Source organism: Flagellimonas spongiicola (assembly GCF_023502425.1).
GTDB lineage: Bacteria > Bacteroidota > Bacteroidia > Flavobacteriales > Flavobacteriaceae > Flagellimonas > Flagellimonas spongiicola.
Genome location: NZ_JAMFMA010000003.1, coordinates 101,075 through 122,428, shown reverse-complemented (window position 1 = coordinate 122,428; position 21,354 = coordinate 101,075). Strand labels below are relative to the sequence as shown.

The following is a 21,354-nucleotide window of genomic DNA, read 5'->3' as shown; positions in this document are numbered from 1 at the left end:
ATAGCTCGGGAACGACCTATTGATTTCCAAAATCCGTAGATACTTTTAAGAAGATTACCGGAAAATTTAACAGCCCTTAACGAAAGGCCACTGACTACTTAAATGAGGCGATTGTTTTCCCTTTAGGCTTTTGTAGAATGGAAATTGGCTTTGTATTTACTTGGACTTACCCCCGTAGATTTCTTAAACTCCGAATAAAATACAGAAGGAGAGTTAAACCCAACCTCGTAGGCAAGGGCTTCAATTTTGGTATTGTAGGTGTCCGGGTCTTGAAGCTTTCGTTTTAAAGCTTCTATCCTAAAATGATTCACCGTTTCAGGGAAGGTTTTCCCATACAATTCCTTTACCGCGTTGGTTATCAAATAGGCGGGGATGTTCAATTCTTCCGAAAATTTAGACAAGGAAACCCCTTTATTTAAGAACACAGCCTCCTTTTCAAATGCATGTTGAATGTTCTGTAAACAATCCAAGGGTAATTTCTTTGCTGCAGCTTTTGCATTGGTAATAGGCCATCTTAACGCATAAATGAAGATGTAGTAAATGGGTACGGCAGCAATTCCAGAGCCAATGGCATAATCAGGAATCCCAGAAGTCACATGTTGGTAAACGAATGCACCCCAAATTAAACACACCACAATGAGGATTCTTAAATTCCATTGTCTTAACCGTACAACGGTATATTGGTTTTGGATAAATCGATATACCGAAAAAACCAAGTAAATGAACAAGAGAGCCGTTGTTCCCCAATACAACAAAGTAGTAGGGTAAAGATTTAGGAACAAACACGCCATGGCTCCCGCAATGGGAACTACCGCATGGAACCAATCGCTATTTTGAAACATATTTGCATGCTCCGAGGATGACCTTATGTACAGATACAGCAGTGGACCAATTGCTGAAAGTCCCAAGAAGCCAATGGCCAATCCAATAGGTGCAATAGAATGGAAAATAAAAAACGAAATTGATTTGCTGAGTCGTAAACTGATGGCCAAGAAAAGCAACCCCAACAACTTATCCTGCGGTTTATTTTTTGATTTTGCCAGAAAGTACGTGGCCAAAAACATGCTAGTGGCCACAGCTACCCCAGCAATCAATCCTAAAATGATCAAATCATCCAATTCTCAATGCTTAGCTGAATCTGGTAAAACTATCATTTTTAAGATTAGTTAAAAAACAATTGAGAATAGATGGGGAGGATTTAAGTAAATATTAGCAACAGGATGGTTGATTCACTCAAATATTCAATCAATTGTACTGCGGGAAATACTAAGATTAGTCAAATTTCATAGCGCAGGAATTATTTAAGAAACGATTTAACAAGAAAAGACATATTAATGTTAAATTTGATTCACCTATTAGTTAAGTAAGCATTACAATTCACGAGGAGATTGCGACACAGCGTTTTAAAATGTTTTTTGGTTTTGATATTTTTCGTCCTAGGAATTCAGATATCTTTCGGATTTCAGGAATTGAAGATAAAAGCAAAGAGCATTGACTCAATTGTATCGCCTGATTATGCTAATTCCGCTGTATATCGAATCGAGTTACCCGACACTCTGAATCTAAAATTGACCCCTACAATAGATTTAAATGAGAAACAAACTGATAACGACTCAACACCTTGGATAGTCGCCTTGGCAATAGGCATCATTTCGGCACTGGTCCATATAATTGTGGCTTTTATGCAACGGAAGTCAATGCTACAAAGTACCAATAGCCAAATAACCAATTCCAAGGAAAACATAAAGTCCCAGATTGAAAGTAACAAACAACTTAAGCTTGCTGAGTTTCAAGCTAATCTCAAAGTGCAAAATCAACAAGATAACCTTAATACCATAATCGATAACTTGACTGATTTTTTATCACATACGATTAAGCTCACTCCAAACAAGAATATGGATATTGTGGAATTGGAAGAAGTCATCGCAATTATTCATAATTCAAAATTAAAGATCGAGCTATTATTAAATCCCAAAATTCAAATACATTCAACACTTATTGATTCTTTGAATCAGATGATTGAATTAATTGCTATTGATGAACCGAAAGACTTTAAATTTGAACAATGGCAAAATACCAAGGATGATTGTGTAAACAACTCAAGATTGTTAATTCTTTCCATTAAAGAAGAAATTAATCACCTTAACCTAAAATAGTCAAAAAATGCATCTGTTTACTGTAACTATTTATACAGGCTTTTTCCTGGAAAAACATGAAGATGAGATTCTTGAAAAATGTGCAATAGGGATATTCAAGGAATTCAAGAAAATAATGGACAAGGAATACACCTTTGAATTTAACTATGACGTTTATTGGCGTAAAGGATGTGTTCTGACTGATATCGTTGTTACATCCAAGGATAAAGAATTACAAGACTTGTTTTTACAAAACAAACACGATTTCAAGAATAATCCTGAATACTTGGAATTTTTAAAAGATCTTGAAAAAAAATTGGAAAATTTACCTCCTGACCTGGCAATAGGAAGCCTCATGTTCAATTTAAAGGACTTTAGGTTATCTAGATCTGATTTTGAGTTGAGAGGTAAGAGAATTGATTTAAAAAATCTTATTATCAATCATAATCCTAGAAACTAAATATGCAATCGTGATTAAATCTGTCATACATAAAAAAAGCTTCTCAAATGAGAAGCTTTTTTTAATGCTGTGCGGGTGAAGGGAGTCGAACCCCCACGCCTCGCGGCACTAGATCCTAAGTCTAGCGTGTCTACCAATTCCACCACACCCGCAAAAAGGTCTGCAAATATAATTCAATTTTCCGATTACAATGCATCCCCATTTTAAAAACTTGTTTTTTGTACTTTTAGTGTCCTTTTAAATTACTTCATGGAACAAATAAACGACTACATTAATTCCCATAAAGACCGTTTTATAAACGAGCTTATTGAATTGCTAAAAATACCCTCAATTAGTGCAGACACTGCTTATTCCCAAGACGTTTTGGAAACTGCCAAGGCCGTTCAGCGTTCATTGGATGAAGCAGGTTGCGACAATACTGAAATTTGTGAGACCAAGGGCTATCCTGTGGTTTATGGTGAAAAAACCATAGATCCCAATTTACCTACAGTCTTGGTCTATGGTCACTATGATGTGCAACCGCCAGACCCTATGGATCTATGGAATTCTCCACCTTTTGAGCCGGTGATCAAACCAACGGACCTACATCCTGATGGTGCCATTTTTGCGCGTGGTGCCTGTGATGATAAAGGCCAATTTTTTATGCATGTGAAGGCCGTGGAATTTATGATCAAAAACAACACCCTTCCTTGTAATGTGAAATTCATGATCGAAGGCGAGGAAGAAGTTGGTAGCGATAGCCTTGCAGACTTTTTATTGGAACACAAGGATAAGCTGGACAATGACATCATATTGATTTCGGACACTGGCATTATTGGAAATGATGTACCTTCCATTACCACCGGATTGCGAGGTTTGAGCTATGTGGAAGTCGAGGTCACCGGACCTAATCGGGATTTACATTCCGGAATTTACGGCGGTGCAGTACCGAATCCTATCAACGTTCTGTCAAAAATGATTGCTTCCTTACATGATGAAAACAATCATATCACCATTCCTGGTTTTTACGATAAGGTGGAAATCCTATCTGATGCTGAGCGGGCAGAAATGGCTAAAGCACCTTTTGATTTGGACGAATACAAACAAGCATTGGATATAGATGACGTTTATGGTGAGGCTGGTTACAGTACCTCTGAGCGCTATTCCATTAGACCCACCTTGGATGTAAATGGCATTTGGGGCGGATACACGGGTGAAGGCGCCAAAACAGTTATTGCCAGTCAGGCATTTGCAAAGATTTCCATGCGTTTGGTTCCGCATCAAGATTGGAACGAGATCACCGATTTGTTTACCAAGCACTTTGAGTCCATCGCACCTAAAGGCGTAAAAGTAAAGGTAACACCTCACCATGGTGGGCAAGGTTATGTAACTCCTATAGATAGTTTGGGTTATAAAGCAGCGTCCATGGCCATGGAAAAAACATTTGGCAAAAAACCGGTTCCGCAACGTACCGGAGGTAGTATTCCTATTGTTGCCTTGTTTGAGGAAGTACTGAAAAGCAAAACCATTTTACTTGGATTTGGATTGGATAGTGATGCCATACACTCCCCTAACGAGCATTTTGGGGTGTGGAACTTTTTAAAGGGTATTGAGACCATTCCATATTTCTACAAATTCTATACAGAATTGCAAAAGGAATAGGTGCGTAACTAAACTATAAGAGAAAAACTGTACTATTTTGTTTGGTGCTTTAAGTAAAACTTAAGGGCTTGGATATAGTTTTGGTGTCTGGACTCATCTTTCTTTTCCAGTTCAGCCAATCGGTAATAGATGGATGCCTCAAGGGACTCCGATATACGTTCCAAGGCCTTAGCTCTTCTTATGTATTTCTCTACTTTGGCCTTATGTGACTTATTGCGGCTTATGGCCGCCTGTAGGGATTTTTCTATGGTTTCCATTGCTCTATTCATTTTTGGGTTGCAATTGTAAAGCCTTCTGCAAAGCCATCAATTAAATTAGAATTGTATGATTTCCTTTATATTTGATATTTGCAGAGTTGGGGAATTACAATATGAATAAATGTACAATATTTTACATTATAAATTAATATTATACATAACAAATTAATTATTTAACGTTTTGAATACCGAAGAATTTCTGGAACTAATGGCAAATTCCCAACTTGGAAAACAGGAAGCTGCCAGTTTGCTGGGTGTTAGCAGGGGTACGATAAACAATTGGGAAAACGGCGAAAAAATTCCAAGTACCAAAACAGAATTCATCCGAAGGAACCTTTCCAAAGATCCGCGAATACTTAAACTCTTTCTGTCCAAATCCGATGGCCTATCTACCGATTTGGTCATGGATTTTGTATTGCGGAATTTTGATGTCTTTCTGGAAAACCAAGATTTTAGGGACAAGGTCTATGCCCAAGCCTATTCATTGGCTTCAGAAATAATTGAGCAAAAGTTGAAAGAAAATCAATAGCAGTAGCATTCTTTTTTTGCGCGCTTCGGCCAGCGCTTCTTCAAATTGCTTTTTGGCGGCCTCCAACTCTTTTCTATTTTTATCTACCAAGATGCGGTACATTTCCAAATCTATGGCCTTAAGTGCTTCATCAGAAATAAAGCCCTTCTTATAAAGTTCTTTATTTCTTTTTTTTCTACTCATTAAGTTTATCCAAAGTGGGTTGTACTACTTCTTGTTCCCAGTCTGAGGTTTCCGTTACATGGTTTGGAGCTTCCAGAATGATGATATCCGTGAGCATTCTTATTTTACCTAGCAACTTTTGAATGTAATTCACCAAAGGGAAAAACAATTTGTTCATTACATAAAATGCGGCTATGGAAGTAAAACAGGCAAATAAGAGCTCAAAAGGGAGGCTAAAATTGTAGCTGTCGTAAAACGCCCAACACATAAAGTAAATGGCGACAACCAATACCAGATTTGCCAACCAACTGGTATACCTCTTTATTAGAACGGCTTCAGGATCTAAATGATGGACTAGGTATTTTACAAATAGCCCCATGGCCATCCATGCAATTTCATTTCCTATTCTGGATAGAAATGTTGAAAACCATCTAAACCCAAAAAGTCCTTGGTCAAATTCAATATCCCACTCATTAATGAAGGGAACATAAATTAGCCTGCTTATAAAAATAAGCAGGCCTAAAACACTAATTATCCTTACCGATAGGTTCGTCTTTTCTTTTATCCGGAGATAGAATTTCAACTTGTTCATCAATAGTTTCTGCTTCGCATGCGACCAATAAGGTTGAAGTAAAAAGGGCCACACCAATTACATAAAAAGCTTTTTTCATTTTGATATAATTTAGGGTTTATAGTATCCCCAAATTATTCTGCGAAGGTTGAGAAGTAGAAAAAAGCTACAAAAGTTATACAACTTTTATTCAAAATATGCGCCAATATACTTTATTTTTTGAATTCCGCAATACTGGCACCCACCTAAGTTTCTGTACAACAGGTACAGACATAAGAGTGTAATTGAAGCCCTTTTTCAATACAAATCCATCCTGTTTACCTCATCGCCCTCAACCTAAAAAACAGTTAAAGCCTTGATTTCAGGGCTTTTTCTGTAACAAATTGCCAAAAACTGCGTTCTAATACCATTGCCGAGGAACTCATCATTCATTCGTGCAAAGTAGAACACGCCAACCTCTCTTCTTTGTTCGTAAGGATTCCCTTGGTTTTAAGAGATTCAATCAAAACCAAACGAACACTATCATGTTACAACGATTTTTTATTTTCTGTTCGGGTGCGGACACCCAAATTCTAGAGACATGCTCCAACGGGGAGCGTAATAAATATGCAGGTATTGGCGCTACTGTATTTTTTACGGCCGTCATGGCATTTATTGCCAGCGGCTATGCCCTCTATACCGTATTCGACAACATATACACAGCTATTTTCTTTGGCTTCATCTGGGGACTGTTGATTTTTAACCTGGACCGTTACATTGTTTCCACCATTAAAAAAAGGGACAATTTTAAAAGTGAACTTTTGCAAGCCGCACCACGACTTATTTTGGCAATCATCATTGCGGTGGTGATATCCAAACCCCTTGAAATGAAAATTTTCCAAAAGGAAATAGACCAGGTTCTTTTGGAAGAGAAAAATGCCATGACCTTGGCCAATCAAGAGCAAATTGCCTTACAGTACACACCACAAGTTGAGGCGCTAAATCAGGAAATCTCCAATTTAAAGGCAGAAATCACTGCTAAAGAAGCGGAGACCAATGCACTGTATGACACCTATATCTCCGAAGCCGAAGGAACCGCTGGAACAGGTTTATTGGGCAAGGGACCTGTTTACAAAGAAAAGCGCGACAAACACGATGCTTATTTAGCCGAGTTAAACCAGTTAAAAGAAACCAATACCTCCAAAATTGAAAACTTGGAATCTCAAATTGCAGCACTTGGCACCGATTATAACACTGCCGTTGAAAACTCCCAACCCATTATAGATGGTTTTGATGGTTTGATGGCTCGAATCAATGCGCTTGGAAAGCTACCCTGGTTTCCTTCCTTCTTTATTTTCTTGTTGTTTTTAGCAATTGAAACTGCACCCATCATTGCCAAATTATTGGCGCCCAAAGGGGAGTACGACTATAAGTTTGAAGAACAAGAGAGCGTTGTGGCCACTTGGGTCACCCAAAAAGTCGAGCAACGTAAGTTATTGTTAGCTACCGATGGTGCCATCAATGAACAGATTTATGCCGATATACGAAATGAGGAGGAACTCTATCGGTATAAAAAGGAGAAGGCAGAGGAATTGCTACGACTACAAGCGGACAGCTTCCATAAGGTGCAGGTGAAGGGGCTTTAATAGGCTCAATTACGCCGTACAACTAAGTGTTTTACAGACCAATTTTAAATGCTATGGCCTGATAAAAGCATTGTTTCCGAATAAATTGACCGGGGAACATGCATTTGTCAATCCAACCGAAGCATCCGTAAACTTAGCAAGGCATTTTAGCTAAAAATCCGTTAACTTCCCTTAGCGTAAGATATAAATCATTAAAACGATTGATATCTTTTATGTTAGCAATAATTTAAGAAAATTGAATCGAATCATTACCGTACTGTTTTCATTGCTTTTAATCTCGTGCGGTAGCGATAAAATTGTCTTTGAATTTTATCCCGCATTTATTACACCTGTTCAATATACTATTGACATTGATAAAGGAATACTGTACCAAGATAGTAAGCAATTTAAGATTGAAGGACACATTCAAGGGTCGAACCACTTAATTAATGTGGAATATGAAATCGACCGAAAGGAGCTAAATACATTTTTGGAAAGGATAGAGTCTGTCAAATTGGACAGTTCAATTCGACATGGACGCGAAGTGCTCGACGGAATTAGTTTTAGGTTTAGTAAAATTAATCAATGGAATGACTCTATTTTTTTGATTTCAACAAATCCAAATAGGCAGGAGAAATATCAGAAGGACTACCAAATTCTGGATGCTTTTTTTGAATTAGCTCATAGTACAATCAAAAACAATAATAAAGGACAAAGCCTTACTGAAAATATTCAGGATTACTTTCATTACGGTTTGCCAATAAAGAGGGTAAGCAATAATCCAATTGAATATCGGGTTTGGGGCAGGATTTCTGGATGTCGAGACGGAAACAACACTTTAGTAAGCCTATTGGACTCTTTACCAAAAAATGAACCCGTAATATTTGATATTAGAAATGGGTCCTTCGCACCTTGCTTGGAAGAGTTATTAAAAGAATTCGAACAGAAAAGACAAATTTACTATTATGGTAATAATGAACTCAATCAATTGGACTTAGATATTGAAACTTTGGAAGACGAACTTTCCGAGGCTGAAAAAGACAACTCGAATGGACTGATTGGTAGTATTAGGATTGAGTTAAAGGAATTAAAAAAAGAGAGGAAGAGAATTGTTGCCGACACGACTTCGAAAACAAACTCATTCAAGACAAAAAAAGAGTTACTAAAAACTATTGCTAACATGGTGTATAATTAATTGCGGGCGGAATTTCCACTTGGAAATTCCTGCAATCAATTATCTTTAAAATCAGGCGGACATTTTCCGTTGGAAAAGTCCGCAACTAATCATACACAAGACCGATAAGTGCCACTGTAATTTTCCACATAACTCATATTATTCTGATAACATCTGAAAGAAATACTATTTAGCGACTTAACTTAACGAGTAGCACGTAACTCAAGACTACAAAAAAAGGGAAATCATAGGATTTTAATCATCCCTAATGGAATACTCTTATTTAAATTGGTAAGGGGCTGTAAAATCAAATATTTATCTTGGAATAGGCCTTAAGCGCAACGGAAAGGCTGTCCTTCCAATGAGGAATAGCCAACTTAAAGGTATTCTTGATTTTAGATTTATCCAGCACACTGAATTTTGGCCGCTCAGCCGGTGTAGGATATTCTTCGGAACGAATGGGATTTAGTTGGACTTCAATCCCAAATTGGTCAAATATTGCCTTGGCAAAATCGTACCAACTGGCCACTCCCTCATTGCTATAATTGTAAACTCCATAGTCTATGCTATGGGCATTTATGATGTGTAATATTACTTTGGCCAAATCTGAGGCATAAGTGGGTGTGCCTACTTGATCATAGACCACTGATAATTCATCCCGCTCATTACCCAGTCTAATCATGGTTTTCATGAAATTATGTCCAAACTCGGAATACAACCAAGAAGTTCTTAGGATAAAATACTCTTCTAAATTGTTAACAATTGCCCGTTCACCTTTGAATTTGGTATCGCCATAAAAACCGATAGGACGTGCAATGTCGTCTTCCAAATAAGGCGTGTTCAAGAACCCATCAAAAACAAAATCTGTGGAGATATGAATCAGCACGGTAGTGCTTTCGTTACAGTTCATGGCCAAATTTCTGGCACCTGACACATTGATGGTATAAGCCAATTCGTTATCCGTCTCCGCTTTGTCCACATTGGTAAAGGCCGCGCAATTGACGCAATAGGCGTAATCTTTTGAAAGCAATTCTTCACGTACAGCGGCAAAGTCTGTTATATCAAGTTCTGCTGATGAGCGAAACTCAAAATCCAGTCCTTTTGCATGACCGCCATCCGCCAATGCTTTGAATGTACTTCCTAATTGCCCGGATGCCCCGGTTACCAATATTTTCATATACCAATTAAATTAATGCGGCACCGCTTCTTTGAAGGCAGGTAACGCTATATCCTTTTCTGAAATGATCAAATCCTCTTGATTTAAAATCCAGTCAATATTAAACGCTGGATCATTGTAAATAATGCCTCCTTCAGATTCAGCATTGTAAAAATTATCGCATTTATAGGAGAATTTCGCTGTGTCACTCAAGGTCACAAACCCATGTGCGCAACCCCTTGGTACGAACATTTGCTTTTTGTTGTTGGAAGACAACAAGGTGGTCACGACCTTCCCAAAGGTTTTTGAGTTTGGCCTAATATCCACAGCAACATCCAACACCTCGCCATCCAAAACGCGTACCAATTTGGCCTGGGCATGTTCGCCTTTTTGAAAATGCAAACCCCGCAATACGCCTTTTAAGGACAGGGATTCGTTATCCTGAACAAAAAAGGGCTTTGCCCCAGTAAGTCGTTCAAATTTTTCTTGGTTGTAACTTTCCATGAAATACCCACGCTTGTCTTCAAAGACCCTCGGTTCCAGGATAAAACAACCTTCTATTTCTGTTTTACGAATTTCCATAGTGCTTAAGATAATACCTCCAATAATCGGGTACTATACCCACTTTTTAGGAAAGGTTCGGTTAGTTTTTTAAACTGATTTTTTGTGATGAATCCCATTTTATAAGCTGAAGATTCAATAGCTCCAATTTTAAGTCCTTGACGTTCTTCAATGACCTGGACAAATTGTGACGCCTGCATTAAGGACTTGAAAGTACCGGTATCCAACCAGGCTGTACCCCTATCCATTATGCTCACTTTGAGTTTTCCTCTTCTTAAATATTCTTGATTGATATCCGTAATTTCCAATTCGCCTCTGGCACTAGGCTCAATGTTCTTGGCAATCTCCACAACATCGTTATCATAGAAATAAATTCCAGGGACCGCATAATTGGATTTTGGCTTCTTTGGCTTCTCTTCTATGGAAAGCACACTACCTTCTTCATCAAATTCCACAACACCATAGCGCTCCGGGTCATTAACGTGGTAAGCATAAATAATTCCCCCATCCGGATTATTGTTGGACTGCAATAAAGTCTCCAAACCGGTACCGTAGAAGATGTTATCCCCAAGAATCAAGGCCACTTTGTCATCGCCAATAAACTTTTCTCCAATAATAAAGGCCTCAGCCAAACCGTTGGGTTGATCTTGGACCGCGTATTCAAATTTACACCCGTATTTACGTCCATCACCCAATAGGCGTTGGAACATTGGTAAGTCATGTGGAGTTGATATGATCAATATTTCCCAAATTCCCGACTCAATTAGAGTGGACAGCGGGTAATAGATCATTGGTTTGTCGTATATGGGCATCAGTTGTTTGCTCACCGCCAAGGTTATGGGGTGCAAACGCGTTCCAGAGCCACCTGCTAATATTATTCCTTTCATTGTTTTGGGGTATTGTGCCAGGATTTCCCTAAGCCAAACTCTTTGTATTGTTTTCGATAAATTTCTTTAAATACCAATCTATGGTTTTATCAATCCCACTTTCAAAGTTCTCATCGGCTTTCCAGCCTAATTCATTTTCTATTTTTGAGGCATCAATGGCGTATCTGAAATCGTGCCCTGCCCTATCCTTTACATAAGTGATCAAATCCTTGTACGACGAGCTATCTTTTCTAGGATGTTTTAAATCTAGGAGCTCACATACCTTTTTTGCTATATAAAGATTGTTTCTTTCGTTTCTACCTCCAATGTTGTACGTCTCACCAGAAACACCATTGAAATAAGCCAAAGCAATTCCCTTGCAATGGTCTAAAACGTACAACCAATCACGGATATTGGAACCATCGCCATAAATTGGAATGGACTCCCCACCCAATGCCTTTCGGATTATGGTTGGAATCAACTTTTCATCATGTTGTTTTGGTCCATAATTGTTGGAGCAATTGGTGGTAACCACATTCATACCATAGGTATGATGGTAACTTCTAACAATAAAATCGGAAGAAGCCTTGGAGGCACTATAAGGACTGTTTGGTGCATAAGGTGTTGTTTCCATGAACAACCCTTCCTTACCTAAAGTACCATATACCTCATCTGTGGAAACATGATGGAATCTTGAATGCTTGTATGCTTCTTTATAGACTCCAGGACTAACCATCCAGTAATTTTTGGCAACATCAATCAAGTTGAACGTGCCTAAAATATTCGTCTGCATAAATGCATCCGGATTTGTAATTGAATTATCCACATGTGACTCTGCGGCAAAATGAATAACTCCCTTGATATCAAACTGTTCAAATAGTTGTTCTATGAGTTTTCGGTCACAGATATCACCTTTAACAAAGGTGTACCGTTCATGCCCTTCCACTTCTATCAAATTGTCCAAATTACCTGCATAGGTAAGAGCATCAATATTGACTAAATGGCTATCGGGATTAGCTTCCAAAAAATAGGGGACAAAGTTGGAACCGATAAATCCTGCGCCCCCGGTTACCAAGATATGAGTCATGAATATTTTACTTTTATTACTTACTTTGTAAATATAATCCTACTTTTTATTTGGGTTCAATTAATGTTGTGAATGGTCGGTTTTTGTTGGTGGAACACTTCAATATAGCTTTTAAAGCGGCCTCAACCTATTATAATGGTCATATTAAGCATGACCGAAAGGAAATTCGTATCAATCCTAAAATCTTTTTCCTACTTTCGTAAAGGACTTTAGCGCTTAAATGGAACACCAAGTTACGGAAAAACCCTATATCCTTGCCGTTGATGATGAACAACTCAATCTTGAGTTACTTCAATTCATATTGGAACGGAACCAATATGAAATCAAAGGCACCAGCGATGACGATTACTTCTTCGAATTATTGGCAGAACGCAAACCAGATTTAATCCTGTTGGATGTGATTATGCCAAGAATTGAAGGATTTGAGCTCTGTGAGAAAATAAAAGAGCACAAAGAATACAAGGACATCCCTATTATTTTCCTTACGGGAAAGGTAAATGTGCAAGATAAAATCAAAGGTTTTGAAGTAGGTGGTGTGGATTATGTTACCAAACCATTTAACGAACAAGAGCTCGTAGCCCGTATACATACGCATGTTGCCTTGGTCCGGGCTAAAAATCAGATTGAGGAACAAGCACTAAATCTTAAGCAATCCAATGATCTAAAAGACCGAATGTTTTCGATTATAGGCCATGACCTTAGATCTCCGCTTAGTGCGGCCAAATTGAAAATGGATTTCATCATGCGGGGTATTATCGACCCAAAAGATGACAAGTTTTTAGACGAAACGGTCTATGATCTATTGAATACAATGGATGAAGCCCTGAATCTTCTTCAGAACCTATTGGGTTGGGCCAAATCCGAAAGTGATCAAATCCAAATGATCCCTGAAAAATTGGATATAAATGATTTGGTTCAGCAGACTTTTCGATTGCTACAGTTAGGTAGTGATCACAAGAAAATCGTTATGGAAAACAATGTCCCCGAAGGCGTTTTTGCATTTGCGGACAATAATATGATCAAAACGGTATTGCGGAATATTGTGTCCAACGCCATCAAGTTCACACCTTTGGAAGGCAGAATCAAAATCAATAGCAAGCTAAGTAAGGAGACTGTTGTAATAGAAATTGAGGACAACGGTAATGGGATTCCAAAAGAGGACATCAAAAAAATCCTGAATCCCAACGAACACTTTAGCAAATTGGGTACTGAAAAAGAACCAGGGACTGGTCTTGGTTTAATTCTATGTCAAAATTTCGTCATCAAAAATGGCGGCAGTTTGAAAATTCGCAGTGAAGTGGGTAAAGGCAGTACTTTCTACTTTGACCTCCCCATTTATTCCGAAGAAAGCTAGGCGATAGCCTCTTTCTGTACACCGCGTTTTGCTCGTTCCCAGTTAACCGATTGATTTCCTTTTAGATACCTTGCAAAGCCAAGAAAAACAGAAAGGTTCATGATGAAAAAATAATAGGGAATAAACAGAACCTTTAATCGAATCTGGCGATTTTCCAAGAACCAACCCAGCAAAGCTGAAGCATAAAACAGTACCTGACCCCAAAACAAAATACTAAATAACCGGAATTCAAATAGCCCTTCGTTCATGGCCAAAATCAAATTAATGGGAATGATCAGCAGTAGTAACAAGGGTGTCAAAGTCCAGCGTAATACTCGATGCGAAATGTATTGGAACGATAAGGTCCCATATTTAAAGAAGTTCAGCAATGGGTGTAATCTAACCACGGATTGGATCCCTCCAGCTGAGATTCGTATTTTCCGTTTCAATTCTTCCTTGACATTTGCAGAGGCAGTTTCAATAGCATATGCTTCCGGATTGTACTGGATGGTGTAACCCGACATGGCAACGCGTAAAGAGATCATAAAATCGTCAAGTAACGTATCGCGCTCTACTTCTTGCCATAATTCCGTTCTAATGGCGAACAATTCGCCCGCTGCACCGACCACAGAATATAGTTCCGCGTCCCATTTTTTTAACTGGGACTCATACTTCCAGTACATGCCTTCACCCGCACCGGCAGCGCCATCCACCGCTTTGGAATAAATCCTTTTTTCGCCAGAAACGCATCCAACCTTGGGATTCCTAAACAAACGAACTATTTCTCGTATGGCGTTTTCTCCTAAATCGGTATTTGCGTCTGAAAAAATAACGATTGGCGTTTTTACAAACTCCATTCCGCGGTTCATGGCTGCTATTTTACCAGCTCTTTCATCTTTATGGTATACCTCAACTCCATCGTAGTTACGCAACAATTCTGGCGTTCCGTCATCAGAGCCATCCGTGACCCAAATCTGTGTTACCTTGTCTTCAGGATAGTTTAGATTTTTGGAATTTTTCACTTTGCGGTCCAAAAAGTCTTTTTCATTAAACGCAGAAACAAAGAGTGTTACCTGAGGTTCATAATCCTCATTCCCTTCAAATTTCTTAGCCAATCCCATAACCCGTCTTAGCTTAATTATTGCAAAAAGCAATATCCCATATCCCAAATAGGAATAGAAAATCACAAACAACGCTATCCAGAAAACTATCTTGAAATACTCCATACTTTTAACGCTTTACGAATTGAAATTAAACTGCCACGAGATTTTTTTTCACCGCTTTTTCCCATGCTCCTGTATCATGATTGTAGGTCTTTACCACCCTGGCTGGATTTCCTACTGCAACAGAATAATCAGGAATATCTTTTGTGACCACACTCCCTCCAGCAATAATGCAGTGCTTTCCGATTGTAACACCAGCAACTACCACGGCATTGGCACCAATCCATGTCTCTTCCTTAACAACAATTGTTGCCGTGGATACCCCTTGGGCGTGAATAGGTTGTGAAACATCTTCATAGTTGTGATTAAGGCCGGACAACACTATGTTCTGAGCCAATCGAACATCATTTCCGATGGTCACTGGTCCAATAATGGTATTCCCCAGACCAATTCGTGTGCGATCTCCAATTTTTACCGGCCCAACGCCATTGTTGACCGTAGAGAAGTCTTCAATAGTGGAATTGGAACCTAACTCAAAGCCGTTCCATGGCAATACGTCCATTCTTGTCCTGCGGCAAATGGTAGCACCTTTCCCCTTTTTGTGATAAAATGGATTTACAAACCATCTGACCCAAAGTCTAGGTTTTGCTTGATTTTTGGGAATCAACATCCAATGTACCAATTTTTTGATCCGATTATTGTTCTTGATTTTTTCCTTGATTCCCATAACTAGATATTTTAAGCTGATTTTTTAATGGCTTCGTAAATTGCCTTTACGTTGTTCTCCCAAGTATGGCTCTTGGCAAATTCAATCCTGCTTTGCTGAAGTTGCTCAGAATTATCCGCAAGCGCTTTTTCTGCCAATTTGATGTATTCCTCTTTTGTACTACCTAAGTACACATGATCTTGGAACATCTCCATGGCTTTGGTCCGGGTTGCCAATGTTGGTTTTCCCATTGCCAAGTATTCATCAATCTTTCTTGGATAATTTCCTATGGTCCAGTCGTTGACCACCTGAGGGTTCATTGCTACGTCAAACCCTTTTACATATGCGGGGAGTTCAGCAGCATCTTTGCTGCCTAAGAAGTGTACATTATCCAATTGGTGAAGATTGGACTTTTTAAAATCGTCATCTTCGGGCCCAACCAATACGATACTCCAATCCTTTTTCGCTTTTGCCATATGTTCCAACAATGCTATATCCAATCGCATACTGGTCAGGTAGCCAACATAGCCTAAAATTGGACCTGGAATTTCCTTGAATTCCGGAGGAACTTCTATTTGATTCTCGGCATCGTTGAACAAGGCCACATCACAGCCTTGACCTACCATGTAACTATTGGGATTATAAAGGGCACCATACTCCGCATACAATGTGGAGTTATTTACCACCGTATCGGCCAATTCGATTACTTGAGGTTCAATACGTTCGCCATGTTTTCTCCAGTAGGGAACCTTTATCAAATAATCCCTCATGTAATACGTGTAGCTCTGTGGTTTTAGAAATTCCTTTAAATGAAGTCCTAAAAACATGGAACTATCATTAAATAGCAATACGTTCTTGAACTTCAACTTATGCATCGCTTCCAAAATATCATTTGAAAAAAGCTTGGCATTTCGCCTATTCAATTTTTTGAAAAGGAAGTGGGAGGGTATCCAATTGATGGATTCTGTCATGGATTTTGGGAATAGATTCCATAAGTTTTCTTGAACTGGAACCAATCCTGTTTCCTCGCCTTTAGCAATGCGAAGCCTTTTTTGAACTTTTTCTGAGTTCTTGTCCCGTTTTAAGGTTGCACGATCCAAAGGTGGATTTACATAAAGCACGCGGTTATGTTTGGCAAATTCAACGGCAATATTTTTACAATTGCTGCCAATTTCTATGTCCCAAGCTTGAATGCCCACAACGATGATATCCTGTCCTTTGATCATATCAATTCTTTTTTAGTTCCGAAAAGACATCTTTATATAGTTTCAGTACGTTCTTTGCCATGGTATCCCAAGAAAACTCTTTAGCGCGTTCTATTCCTTTATCACCAAGCATTTTTGCGAGCATCTTGTCCTCAACTAGGCGTCTCATAGCTTCGGTAATTTCCAATGGCTTTGTAGGATCAACCATCAATGCAGATCCATCACCAGCAACTTCTGGCATTGATGAAGTATTGGAAGTGATAACGGGAACCCCACAGGCCATACCTTCCAAAATTGGAATTCCAAAACTTTCCCGAAGGGAAGGATAAAGGAATATGGTAGCTTGATTGATCAATGCAGGCAAGTCCGCATTGGGAACATATCCTGTCAAGTGAATCAATTCCCTGATTTCCGGACTTCCATTTGCCAGCAATAATTTTTGCAGTTCTTCTTCATCATAGTCCAGCATTACCAATTGGTATTTTCCTGGATATATTTTATTGAAATCGGCAAATGCCTTCAGTACACCTTTGGTGTTTTTCTTTGGATCCGTATTCCCTAAGAAAAAGAAAAAGTTATCAGGCAGATTGTATGCTTCCTTTATCCGTTTCAATCGTACTGGGTTGACCACTTTTTTAAAATGGTTTCCAACACCATTATAAATGGCAGTCAATCGGTTGTCCTTGAATCCGAAATGGGAGTTAATACGTTCTTTCTCGTAGTTGGATACCGTAATGACTTTTTTACTTTTTCGAATCACGGGAGGTACAAAGTACCTTCGATACATATTGCCAAACTTTTGGTACCAGGTACCTTCCTTTTTAAAAAGGCTGATACTCTCCAAATAAATGATATCGTGCAAGGTGGTTATCAAGGGCACCCTTGAGAATAATGGCCCTGTATTACTAGTGCAATGTAGCACGTCACACCCCTCTTTTCTTGCAGCCCTTGGCAGCACAAGTTGTTCCCAACCCGGGTATCCCCATCGAGATTCCAATTCCACGATTTTGAAATTTTCCGCTTTGGGGATGCAAGAGTCATCCAAGTCTGGTCTGACAAAAATGACGTATTCGTTTTCATGGTCTATGTTTTGGAGACTCTTGATCAATTCCAAAGCCACCATGTCCATACCATGTTTCTTTTTCCTAAAAAGGCGTTGTCCTTCAATTCCAATCTTCATAATCGATAACTAAGGATTAACTGTTCCATGTTGGGTATGGATGAATTTTTTGTTGGCCCCTTTTAATTTGAAAAGGGACAAAAACATCAACGCGAATGCCTTTGGCAAGGTCAGAATCGCATTTAATGTGCTCATATTGTAGAATTTTTTAGGTATTGCGAATGCAAATGCAGCTATGGTCAATCCAAAGACCGCATACCACCAAGGAGCTGTAATGACAAGAAGATTCTCAGGCAATACGATTTGAACCAATGCGTAGACTGCCGTGAGTATGGTCACCAAACCCAATAGCAAAACGCGTGGTGGTGAAATCATTTGATAGACCTTGTCAAAAAAATCGATGTTACCTTTGGTAATCAGTTCTTTTAGGCCAGGAAAAAAGTAACGGGCAAAATAGACGAATTGCGCGGATAGCCATCGTTTACGTTGATTAGCGAATACTTCCGATTTCTGTACTTTTTCATCCAAAACCAATGCACCGTTCAAGTATTCAATTTTTATGCGGTTTTTGAGCAATTTCAATTCCAATTCCTTATCAAAACCACCCACGGCATTAACCTTGGCCATGGTAATTTTGAAAAAGTAGTAGTCAAACGCCATACCCGAACCAATCAAAGCAGAGGATAGTCCAAATACCCGATGTCCTTTTCTAAATATGTGATTATTGACTTCTTCACTTATTGCATCCAAAATAGCAAAGGAGGTATTGGTGTTTTTGGCAATACGATGTCCCTGCACTACTTTGTATCCTTGATTGAACGCCTCATTGATTTTTAAAACAAAATCCTTTTCCATGATGTTGTCAGCATCCAATATCAAAGCCACATGGTATTCGTCACCAATTACCTTCATGGCCTTATTCAGTGCTTTGGATTTGGTACTTTTTTCAAAGGAAACCTCTACCAAACGAATTGGTAATTGCCTTAATGCATCCAAGGTTTTTTTCTGAAATGAATCGGCAATTATCACAACTTCATAAAGGTGTGAAGGATAACTTTGCTTAAGTGCACTTTTCGCAACTTCGATAATTACATTGTCTTCTTTGTATCCCGGTATCAAAACAGCAAATTTTCGCTGTTTCACCGATAAAATATCCCGTTCCTTAGCCTTAAAAAGTCCAGCAACCGAAAAGACAAAGACATAGATGGATGCGAACCCAAAATATCCAAGTAAGAGGAACTCTATAAAATTGATAATGATTCTTAATACATCCATCCTCTTCGTATTAACCGGCGACCAATTCCTTAATGGACTGATCTTTTAACAAGTTGTCAAAATATGCTATCGTATGGCCCAATCCTTCTCGAAGCTCCACCTTAGGACTCCATCCTGACAACTTTTCTTGAGCCAAAGTGATATCTGGCTTTCGTTGCATTGGGTCGTCTGACGGTAAAGGCAAATGAATTATTTTGGATTTTGAACCTGTTAGGTCAATGATATTCTCTGCCAACTCCAACATGGTGAATTCTCCTGGATTGCCAATATTTATTGGGCCAATGAACTCATCTTCAGTACCCATCATTTTGATCATTCCATCTACAAGATCACTTACAAACTGGAAGCTTCTGGTTTGCATACCATCGCCAAACACGGTTATATCCTTGCCTTGCAATGCTTGCATTATGAAATTGGATACCACGCGACCATCGTCAGGTTCCATTCGTGGTCCGTAGGTATTAAAAATCCTAACGATTTTCACCAACACATTGTTGAATCCATGATAGTTGACAAACAAGGATTCCGCACAGCGTTTTCCTTCATCGTAACAGGAACGGATTCCTATTGGATTAACATGACCCCAATACCCTTCGGGTTGTGGATGTAATTCTGGATCTCCGTATACTTCACTGGTTGAAGCTTGAAGAATTTTTGCGTTTATACGTTTTGCCAATCCCAACATATTAATTGCTCCTAATACGGAAGTCTTTATGGTTTTTATGGGATTATGCTGATAATGTACGGGAGATGCCGGACATGCGAGATTGTAAATTTCATCTACCTCAAGAAAATAGGGCAGTGTAACATCATGGCGGATCACTTCAAAATATGGGTTGTCCATGAGATGCACTACCTTACTCTTTCTTCCGGTGAAGTAATTGTCCATACATATTACTTCATTTCCTTCATTTAAGAGTCTTTCACAAAGATGTGAACCCACAAATCCGGCTCCACCTGTAACTAATATCCGTTTCATTTTTTTAGGCTTTAACCGTTTCTTTTTTTATGTTTCCAACGGCATCCCTACCAATACTGTAATAGGTAAATTCCGATTCTTCCATTTCTTCTGGATCGTAAATGTTACGACCATCAAAAATGGTTTTCTCTACCATAAGCTTTTCAAGAATCCTGAAGTTCGGCATCCTGAATTCAGACCATTCCGTGACAACAATCAATGCGTCTGCATCAATAATGGCATCGTATTCATCCTTGGCGTATTCTATTTTATCTCCTAGAATTCGCTCGGCCTCTTCCATAGCCACAGGATCGTATGCCCTAACGTTGGCACCCAATGCTTTTAACTCTTCAATAATCACCAAGGCAGGTGCTTCTCGCATGTCGTCCGTCTTAGGTTTAAATGCCAAGCCCCAAAGTCCAAACTGTTTGCCTTTTAGGTTTTCGCCAAAATGACTTTTGATTTTGTTGACCAGTACTGACTTTTGTCTGTAGTTCACACTTTCAACAGCTTTCAATACTTCAAGCGAATGCCCGTACTCATCTGCTGTACGCACCAAGGCCTGAACATCTTTAGGGAAACAACTTCCTCCATATCCAGTTCCTGGATAGATGAATTTGTTACCTATTCGTGAATCTGAACCAATACCTTTTCGTACCAAATCCACGTTTGCTCCTACCAACTCACATAGGTTGGCAATATCATTCATGAAACTGATCTTTGTTGCCAACATGGAATTTGCGGCATATTTTGTCATCTCTGATGAAAAAATATCCATGAACAATAATGGATGACCGTTCATCAAGAATGGTTTGTACAGTCGTTTCATCACTTTTTCAGCACGCTTACTTTCTATACCAACAACAATTCGGTCCGGTTTTAGGAAATCGTCAACAGCACTTCCTTCTTTTAAGAATTCTGGATTGGAAGCTACATCAAACGGAATGCGTACATCACGCTTCTGTAATTCTTCCTCAACTGCTGATTTTACCTTGAAGGAGGTACCCACTGGTACCGTACTCTTGGTAATGATTACTTTGTAATCTTCCATGTGCTGGCCAATTTCACGCGCCACACCCAAGACATATTTTAAGTCTGCACTACCATCTTCATCTGGTGGTGTACCTACAGCGATAAAAACCGCATCACTGTTCTGAATGCCTTTTTTCAAACTTGTGGTAAAGGATATTCTTCCCTTGTCCATGTTACGTTCAAGCAGCACATCAAGTCCTGGTTCATAAATTGGAACTTCCCCTCTGCGGAGCATTTCCACTTTCTTTTCATCAATGTCCACGCAGACCACATTAATTCCGGTCTCTGCAAAGCAAGTACCCGTTACCAAGCCTACGTAACCTGTACCTATTACTGTAATGTTCATAATTTGAAGTGTA

Annotated in this window: 23 protein-coding genes and 1 tRNA gene; 7 read left to right on the top strand and 17 right to left on the bottom strand. The window is 39.0% G+C overall.

Annotated features, from left to right (window positions below; translation table 11 throughout):
* Positions 1-122: 122 nt before the first annotated feature.
* Positions 123-1,118 (bottom strand): helix-turn-helix domain-containing protein, encoded by a 996-nt coding sequence (locus tag M3P19_RS12065; protein ID WP_249657934.1) that lies wholly within the window; start codon positions 1,116-1,118, stop codon positions 123-125.
* A 351-nt stretch (positions 1,119-1,469) separates the two neighbouring features.
* Between M3P19_RS12065 and M3P19_RS12060 the strand changes: the two genes are divergently transcribed.
* A complete protein-coding gene (locus M3P19_RS12060; RefSeq protein ID WP_249657933.1) occupies positions 1,470-2,156 on the top strand; it encodes a hypothetical protein in 687 nt (228 codons plus the stop codon).
* A gap of 7 nt (positions 2,157-2,163) precedes the next feature.
* Entirely contained in the window at positions 2,164-2,595 is a 432-nt protein-coding gene (locus M3P19_RS12055) for a hypothetical protein (RefSeq protein WP_249657932.1), read from the top strand.
* A 70-nt stretch (positions 2,596-2,665) separates the two neighbouring features.
* On the opposite strand, the gene M3P19_RS12050 is transcribed toward M3P19_RS12055, so the two are convergent.
* A tRNA-Leu gene (locus tag M3P19_RS12050) sits at positions 2,666-2,747 on the bottom strand.
* A gap of 97 nt (positions 2,748-2,844) precedes the next feature.
* Here M3P19_RS12050 and M3P19_RS12045 point away from each other — a divergent pair.
* Positions 2,845-4,236, top strand: a complete 1,392-nt coding sequence (locus tag M3P19_RS12045; protein WP_249657931.1) for a dipeptidase — start codon at positions 2,845-2,847, stop codon at positions 4,234-4,236.
* A gap of 32 nt (positions 4,237-4,268) precedes the next feature.
* Here M3P19_RS12045 and M3P19_RS12040 read toward each other — a convergent pair whose 3' ends face one another.
* Positions 4,269-4,505, bottom strand: coding sequence for a hypothetical protein (locus tag M3P19_RS12040; protein ID WP_249657930.1), 237 nt, complete (start codon positions 4,503-4,505; stop codon positions 4,269-4,271).
* 169 nt (positions 4,506-4,674) lie between these two features.
* On the opposite strand from M3P19_RS12040, the gene M3P19_RS12035 reads away from it, so the two are divergent.
* The gene (locus M3P19_RS12035; RefSeq protein ID WP_249657929.1) at positions 4,675-5,022 is read left to right on the top strand and encodes a helix-turn-helix domain-containing protein; all 348 of its coding nucleotides are present in this window, start codon (positions 4,675-4,677) and stop codon (positions 5,020-5,022) included.
* Here M3P19_RS12035 and M3P19_RS12030 read toward each other — a convergent pair.
* From M3P19_RS12030 to M3P19_RS12020, 3 genes are read right to left on the bottom strand one after another with little or no spacing between them, the layout of a single operon-like run.
* On the bottom strand, positions 4,984-5,205 hold the full coding sequence (locus tag M3P19_RS12030; protein ID WP_249657928.1) for a hypothetical protein: 222 nt from the start codon (positions 5,203-5,205) through the stop codon (positions 4,984-4,986). The two genes, M3P19_RS12035 and M3P19_RS12030, sit on opposite strands and share 39 nt — an antisense overlap.
* Positions 5,198-5,776, bottom strand: a complete 579-nt coding sequence (locus M3P19_RS12025) for a hypothetical protein (RefSeq protein WP_249657927.1) — start codon at positions 5,774-5,776, stop codon at positions 5,198-5,200. Before M3P19_RS12025 ends, M3P19_RS12030 begins: the two co-directional genes overlap by 8 nt.
* The gene (locus M3P19_RS12020) at positions 5,712-5,855 is read right to left on the bottom strand and encodes a hypothetical protein (protein ID WP_249657926.1); all 144 of its coding nucleotides are present in this window, start codon (positions 5,853-5,855) and stop codon (positions 5,712-5,714) included. Before M3P19_RS12020 ends, M3P19_RS12025 begins: the two co-directional genes overlap by 65 nt.
* 424 nt (positions 5,856-6,279) lie before the next feature.
* On the opposite strand from M3P19_RS12020, the gene M3P19_RS12015 reads away from it, so the two are divergent.
* On the top strand, positions 6,280-7,380 hold the full coding sequence (locus M3P19_RS12015; RefSeq protein WP_249657925.1) for a DUF4407 domain-containing protein: 1,101 nt from the start codon (positions 6,280-6,282) through the stop codon (positions 7,378-7,380).
* 430 nt (positions 7,381-7,810) lie between these two features.
* Entirely contained in the window at positions 7,811-8,554 is a 744-nt protein-coding gene (locus M3P19_RS12010; RefSeq protein WP_249657924.1) for a hypothetical protein, read from the top strand.
* Between the two features lie 286 nt (positions 8,555-8,840).
* Here M3P19_RS12010 and rfbD read toward each other — a convergent pair whose 3' ends face one another.
* Genes rfbD through rfbB form a run of 4 tightly spaced genes read right to left on the bottom strand, consistent with a single transcriptional unit; the run spans position 8,841 to position 12,203 of the window.
* On the bottom strand, positions 8,841-9,710 hold the full coding sequence (rfbD, locus tag M3P19_RS12005; protein ID WP_249657923.1) for a dTDP-4-dehydrorhamnose reductase: 870 nt from the start codon (positions 9,708-9,710) through the stop codon (positions 8,841-8,843).
* A gap of 12 nt (positions 9,711-9,722) precedes the next feature.
* Positions 9,723-10,271: a dTDP-4-dehydrorhamnose 3,5-epimerase gene (gene rfbC, locus M3P19_RS12000; protein WP_249657922.1), complete on the bottom strand. Its 549-nt coding sequence runs from the start codon at positions 10,269-10,271 to the stop codon at positions 9,723-9,725.
* Positions 10,272-10,276: 5 nt separating this feature from the next.
* Positions 10,277-11,137 carry a glucose-1-phosphate thymidylyltransferase RfbA gene (gene rfbA, locus M3P19_RS11995; RefSeq protein WP_249657921.1) on the bottom strand — a complete coding sequence of 287 codons (861 nt, stop codon included), beginning with the start codon at positions 11,135-11,137 and terminating at the stop codon, positions 10,277-10,279.
* 28 nt (positions 11,138-11,165) lie between these two features.
* The gene (rfbB, locus tag M3P19_RS11990; protein WP_249657920.1) at positions 11,166-12,203 is read right to left on the bottom strand and encodes a dTDP-glucose 4,6-dehydratase; all 1,038 of its coding nucleotides are present in this window, start codon (positions 12,201-12,203) and stop codon (positions 11,166-11,168) included.
* 220 nt (positions 12,204-12,423) lie between these two features.
* Between rfbB and M3P19_RS11985 the strand changes: the two genes are divergently transcribed.
* Positions 12,424-13,557, top strand: coding sequence for a hybrid sensor histidine kinase/response regulator (locus M3P19_RS11985; protein ID WP_249657919.1), 1,134 nt, complete (start codon positions 12,424-12,426; stop codon positions 13,555-13,557).
* Here the strand turns inward: M3P19_RS11985 and M3P19_RS11980 are convergent.
* Genes M3P19_RS11980 through M3P19_RS11950 form a run of 7 tightly spaced genes read right to left on the bottom strand, consistent with a single transcriptional unit; the run spans position 13,554 to position 21,341 of the window.
* A complete protein-coding gene (locus tag M3P19_RS11980; protein ID WP_249657918.1) occupies positions 13,554-14,762 on the bottom strand; it encodes a glycosyltransferase family 2 protein in 1,209 nt (402 codons plus the stop codon). The genes M3P19_RS11985 and M3P19_RS11980 overlap by 4 nt on opposite strands.
* A gap of 25 nt (positions 14,763-14,787) precedes the next feature.
* Positions 14,788-15,426 (bottom strand): acyltransferase, encoded by a 639-nt coding sequence (locus tag M3P19_RS11975; protein WP_249657917.1) that lies wholly within the window; start codon positions 15,424-15,426, stop codon positions 14,788-14,790.
* Positions 15,427-15,437: 11 nt separating this feature from the next.
* Positions 15,438-16,631, bottom strand: a complete 1,194-nt coding sequence (locus M3P19_RS11970) for a glycosyltransferase (RefSeq protein ID WP_249657916.1) — start codon at positions 16,629-16,631, stop codon at positions 15,438-15,440.
* A gap of 1 nt (position 16,632) precedes the next feature.
* The gene (locus M3P19_RS11965) at positions 16,633-17,790 is read right to left on the bottom strand and encodes a glycosyltransferase family 4 protein (RefSeq protein ID WP_249657915.1); all 1,158 of its coding nucleotides are present in this window, start codon (positions 17,788-17,790) and stop codon (positions 16,633-16,635) included.
* Positions 17,791-17,799: 9 nt separating this feature from the next.
* Complete coding sequence (locus tag M3P19_RS11960; protein WP_249657914.1) at positions 17,800-19,005, bottom strand: glycosyltransferase family 2 protein; 1,206 nt, start codon at positions 19,003-19,005, stop codon at positions 17,800-17,802.
* 10 nt (positions 19,006-19,015) lie between these two features.
* The gene (locus M3P19_RS11955) at positions 19,016-19,984 is read right to left on the bottom strand and encodes a UDP-glucuronic acid decarboxylase family protein (protein ID WP_249657913.1); all 969 of its coding nucleotides are present in this window, start codon (positions 19,982-19,984) and stop codon (positions 19,016-19,018) included.
* A 4-nt stretch (positions 19,985-19,988) separates the two neighbouring features.
* On the bottom strand, positions 19,989-21,341 hold the full coding sequence (locus M3P19_RS11950; protein WP_249657912.1) for a UDP-glucose dehydrogenase family protein: 1,353 nt from the start codon (positions 21,339-21,341) through the stop codon (positions 19,989-19,991).
* Between the last annotated feature and the right edge of the window lie 13 nt (positions 21,342-21,354).

Excerpts from the sequence above, each read along its gene's own strand:
- M3P19_RS12055 (WP_249657932.1), top strand. The coding sequence starts at position 2,164 with ATGCATCTGTTTACTGTAACTATTTATACAGGCTTTTTCCTGGAAAAA.
- M3P19_RS12040 (WP_249657930.1), bottom strand. The coding sequence starts at position 4,505 with ATGAATAGAGCAATGGAAACCATAGAAAAATCCCTACAGGCGGCCATA.
- M3P19_RS12045 (WP_249657931.1), top strand. The coding sequence starts at position 2,845 with ATGGAACAAATAAACGACTACATTAATTCCCATAAAGACCGTTTTATA.
- M3P19_RS12015 (WP_249657925.1), top strand. The coding sequence starts at position 6,280 with ATGTTACAACGATTTTTTATTTTCTGTTCGGGTGCGGACACCCAAATT.
- M3P19_RS11960 (WP_249657914.1), bottom strand. The coding sequence starts at position 19,005 with ATGGATGTATTAAGAATCATTATCAATTTTATAGAGTTCCTCTTACTT.
- M3P19_RS11980 (WP_249657918.1), bottom strand. The coding sequence starts at position 14,762 with ATGGAGTATTTCAAGATAGTTTTCTGGATAGCGTTGTTTGTGATTTTC.
- rfbB (WP_249657920.1), bottom strand. The coding sequence starts at position 12,203 with ATGACTCATATCTTGGTAACCGGGGGCGCAGGATTTATCGGTTCCAAC.
- rfbC (WP_249657922.1), bottom strand. The coding sequence starts at position 10,271 with ATGGAAATTCGTAAAACAGAAATAGAAGGTTGTTTTATCCTGGAACCG.
- M3P19_RS11985 (WP_249657919.1), top strand. The coding sequence starts at position 12,424 with ATGGAACACCAAGTTACGGAAAAACCCTATATCCTTGCCGTTGATGAT.
- M3P19_RS11955 (WP_249657913.1), bottom strand. The coding sequence starts at position 19,984 with ATGAAACGGATATTAGTTACAGGTGGAGCCGGATTTGTGGGTTCACAT.
- M3P19_RS12020 (WP_249657926.1), bottom strand. The coding sequence starts at position 5,855 with ATGAAAAAAGCTTTTTATGTAATTGGTGTGGCCCTTTTTACTTCAACC.
- M3P19_RS11970 (WP_249657916.1), bottom strand. The coding sequence starts at position 16,631 with ATGATCAAAGGACAGGATATCATCGTTGTGGGCATTCAAGCTTGGGAC.
- M3P19_RS11975 (WP_249657917.1), bottom strand. The coding sequence starts at position 15,426 with ATGGGAATCAAGGAAAAAATCAAGAACAATAATCGGATCAAAAAATTG.
- rfbA (WP_249657921.1), bottom strand. The coding sequence starts at position 11,137 with ATGAAAGGAATAATATTAGCAGGTGGCTCTGGAACGCGTTTGCACCCC.
- M3P19_RS12030 (WP_249657928.1), bottom strand. The coding sequence starts at position 5,205 with ATGAGTAGAAAAAAAAGAAATAAAGAACTTTATAAGAAGGGCTTTATT.
- M3P19_RS11965 (WP_249657915.1), bottom strand. The coding sequence starts at position 17,790 with ATGAAGATTGGAATTGAAGGACAACGCCTTTTTAGGAAAAAGAAACAT.
- rfbD (WP_249657923.1), bottom strand. The coding sequence starts at position 9,710 with ATGAAAATATTGGTAACCGGGGCATCCGGGCAATTAGGAAGTACATTC.
- M3P19_RS11950 (WP_249657912.1), bottom strand. The coding sequence starts at position 21,341 with ATGAACATTACAGTAATAGGTACAGGTTACGTAGGCTTGGTAACGGGT.
- M3P19_RS12025 (WP_249657927.1), bottom strand. The coding sequence starts at position 5,776 with ATGAACAAGTTGAAATTCTATCTCCGGATAAAAGAAAAGACGAACCTA.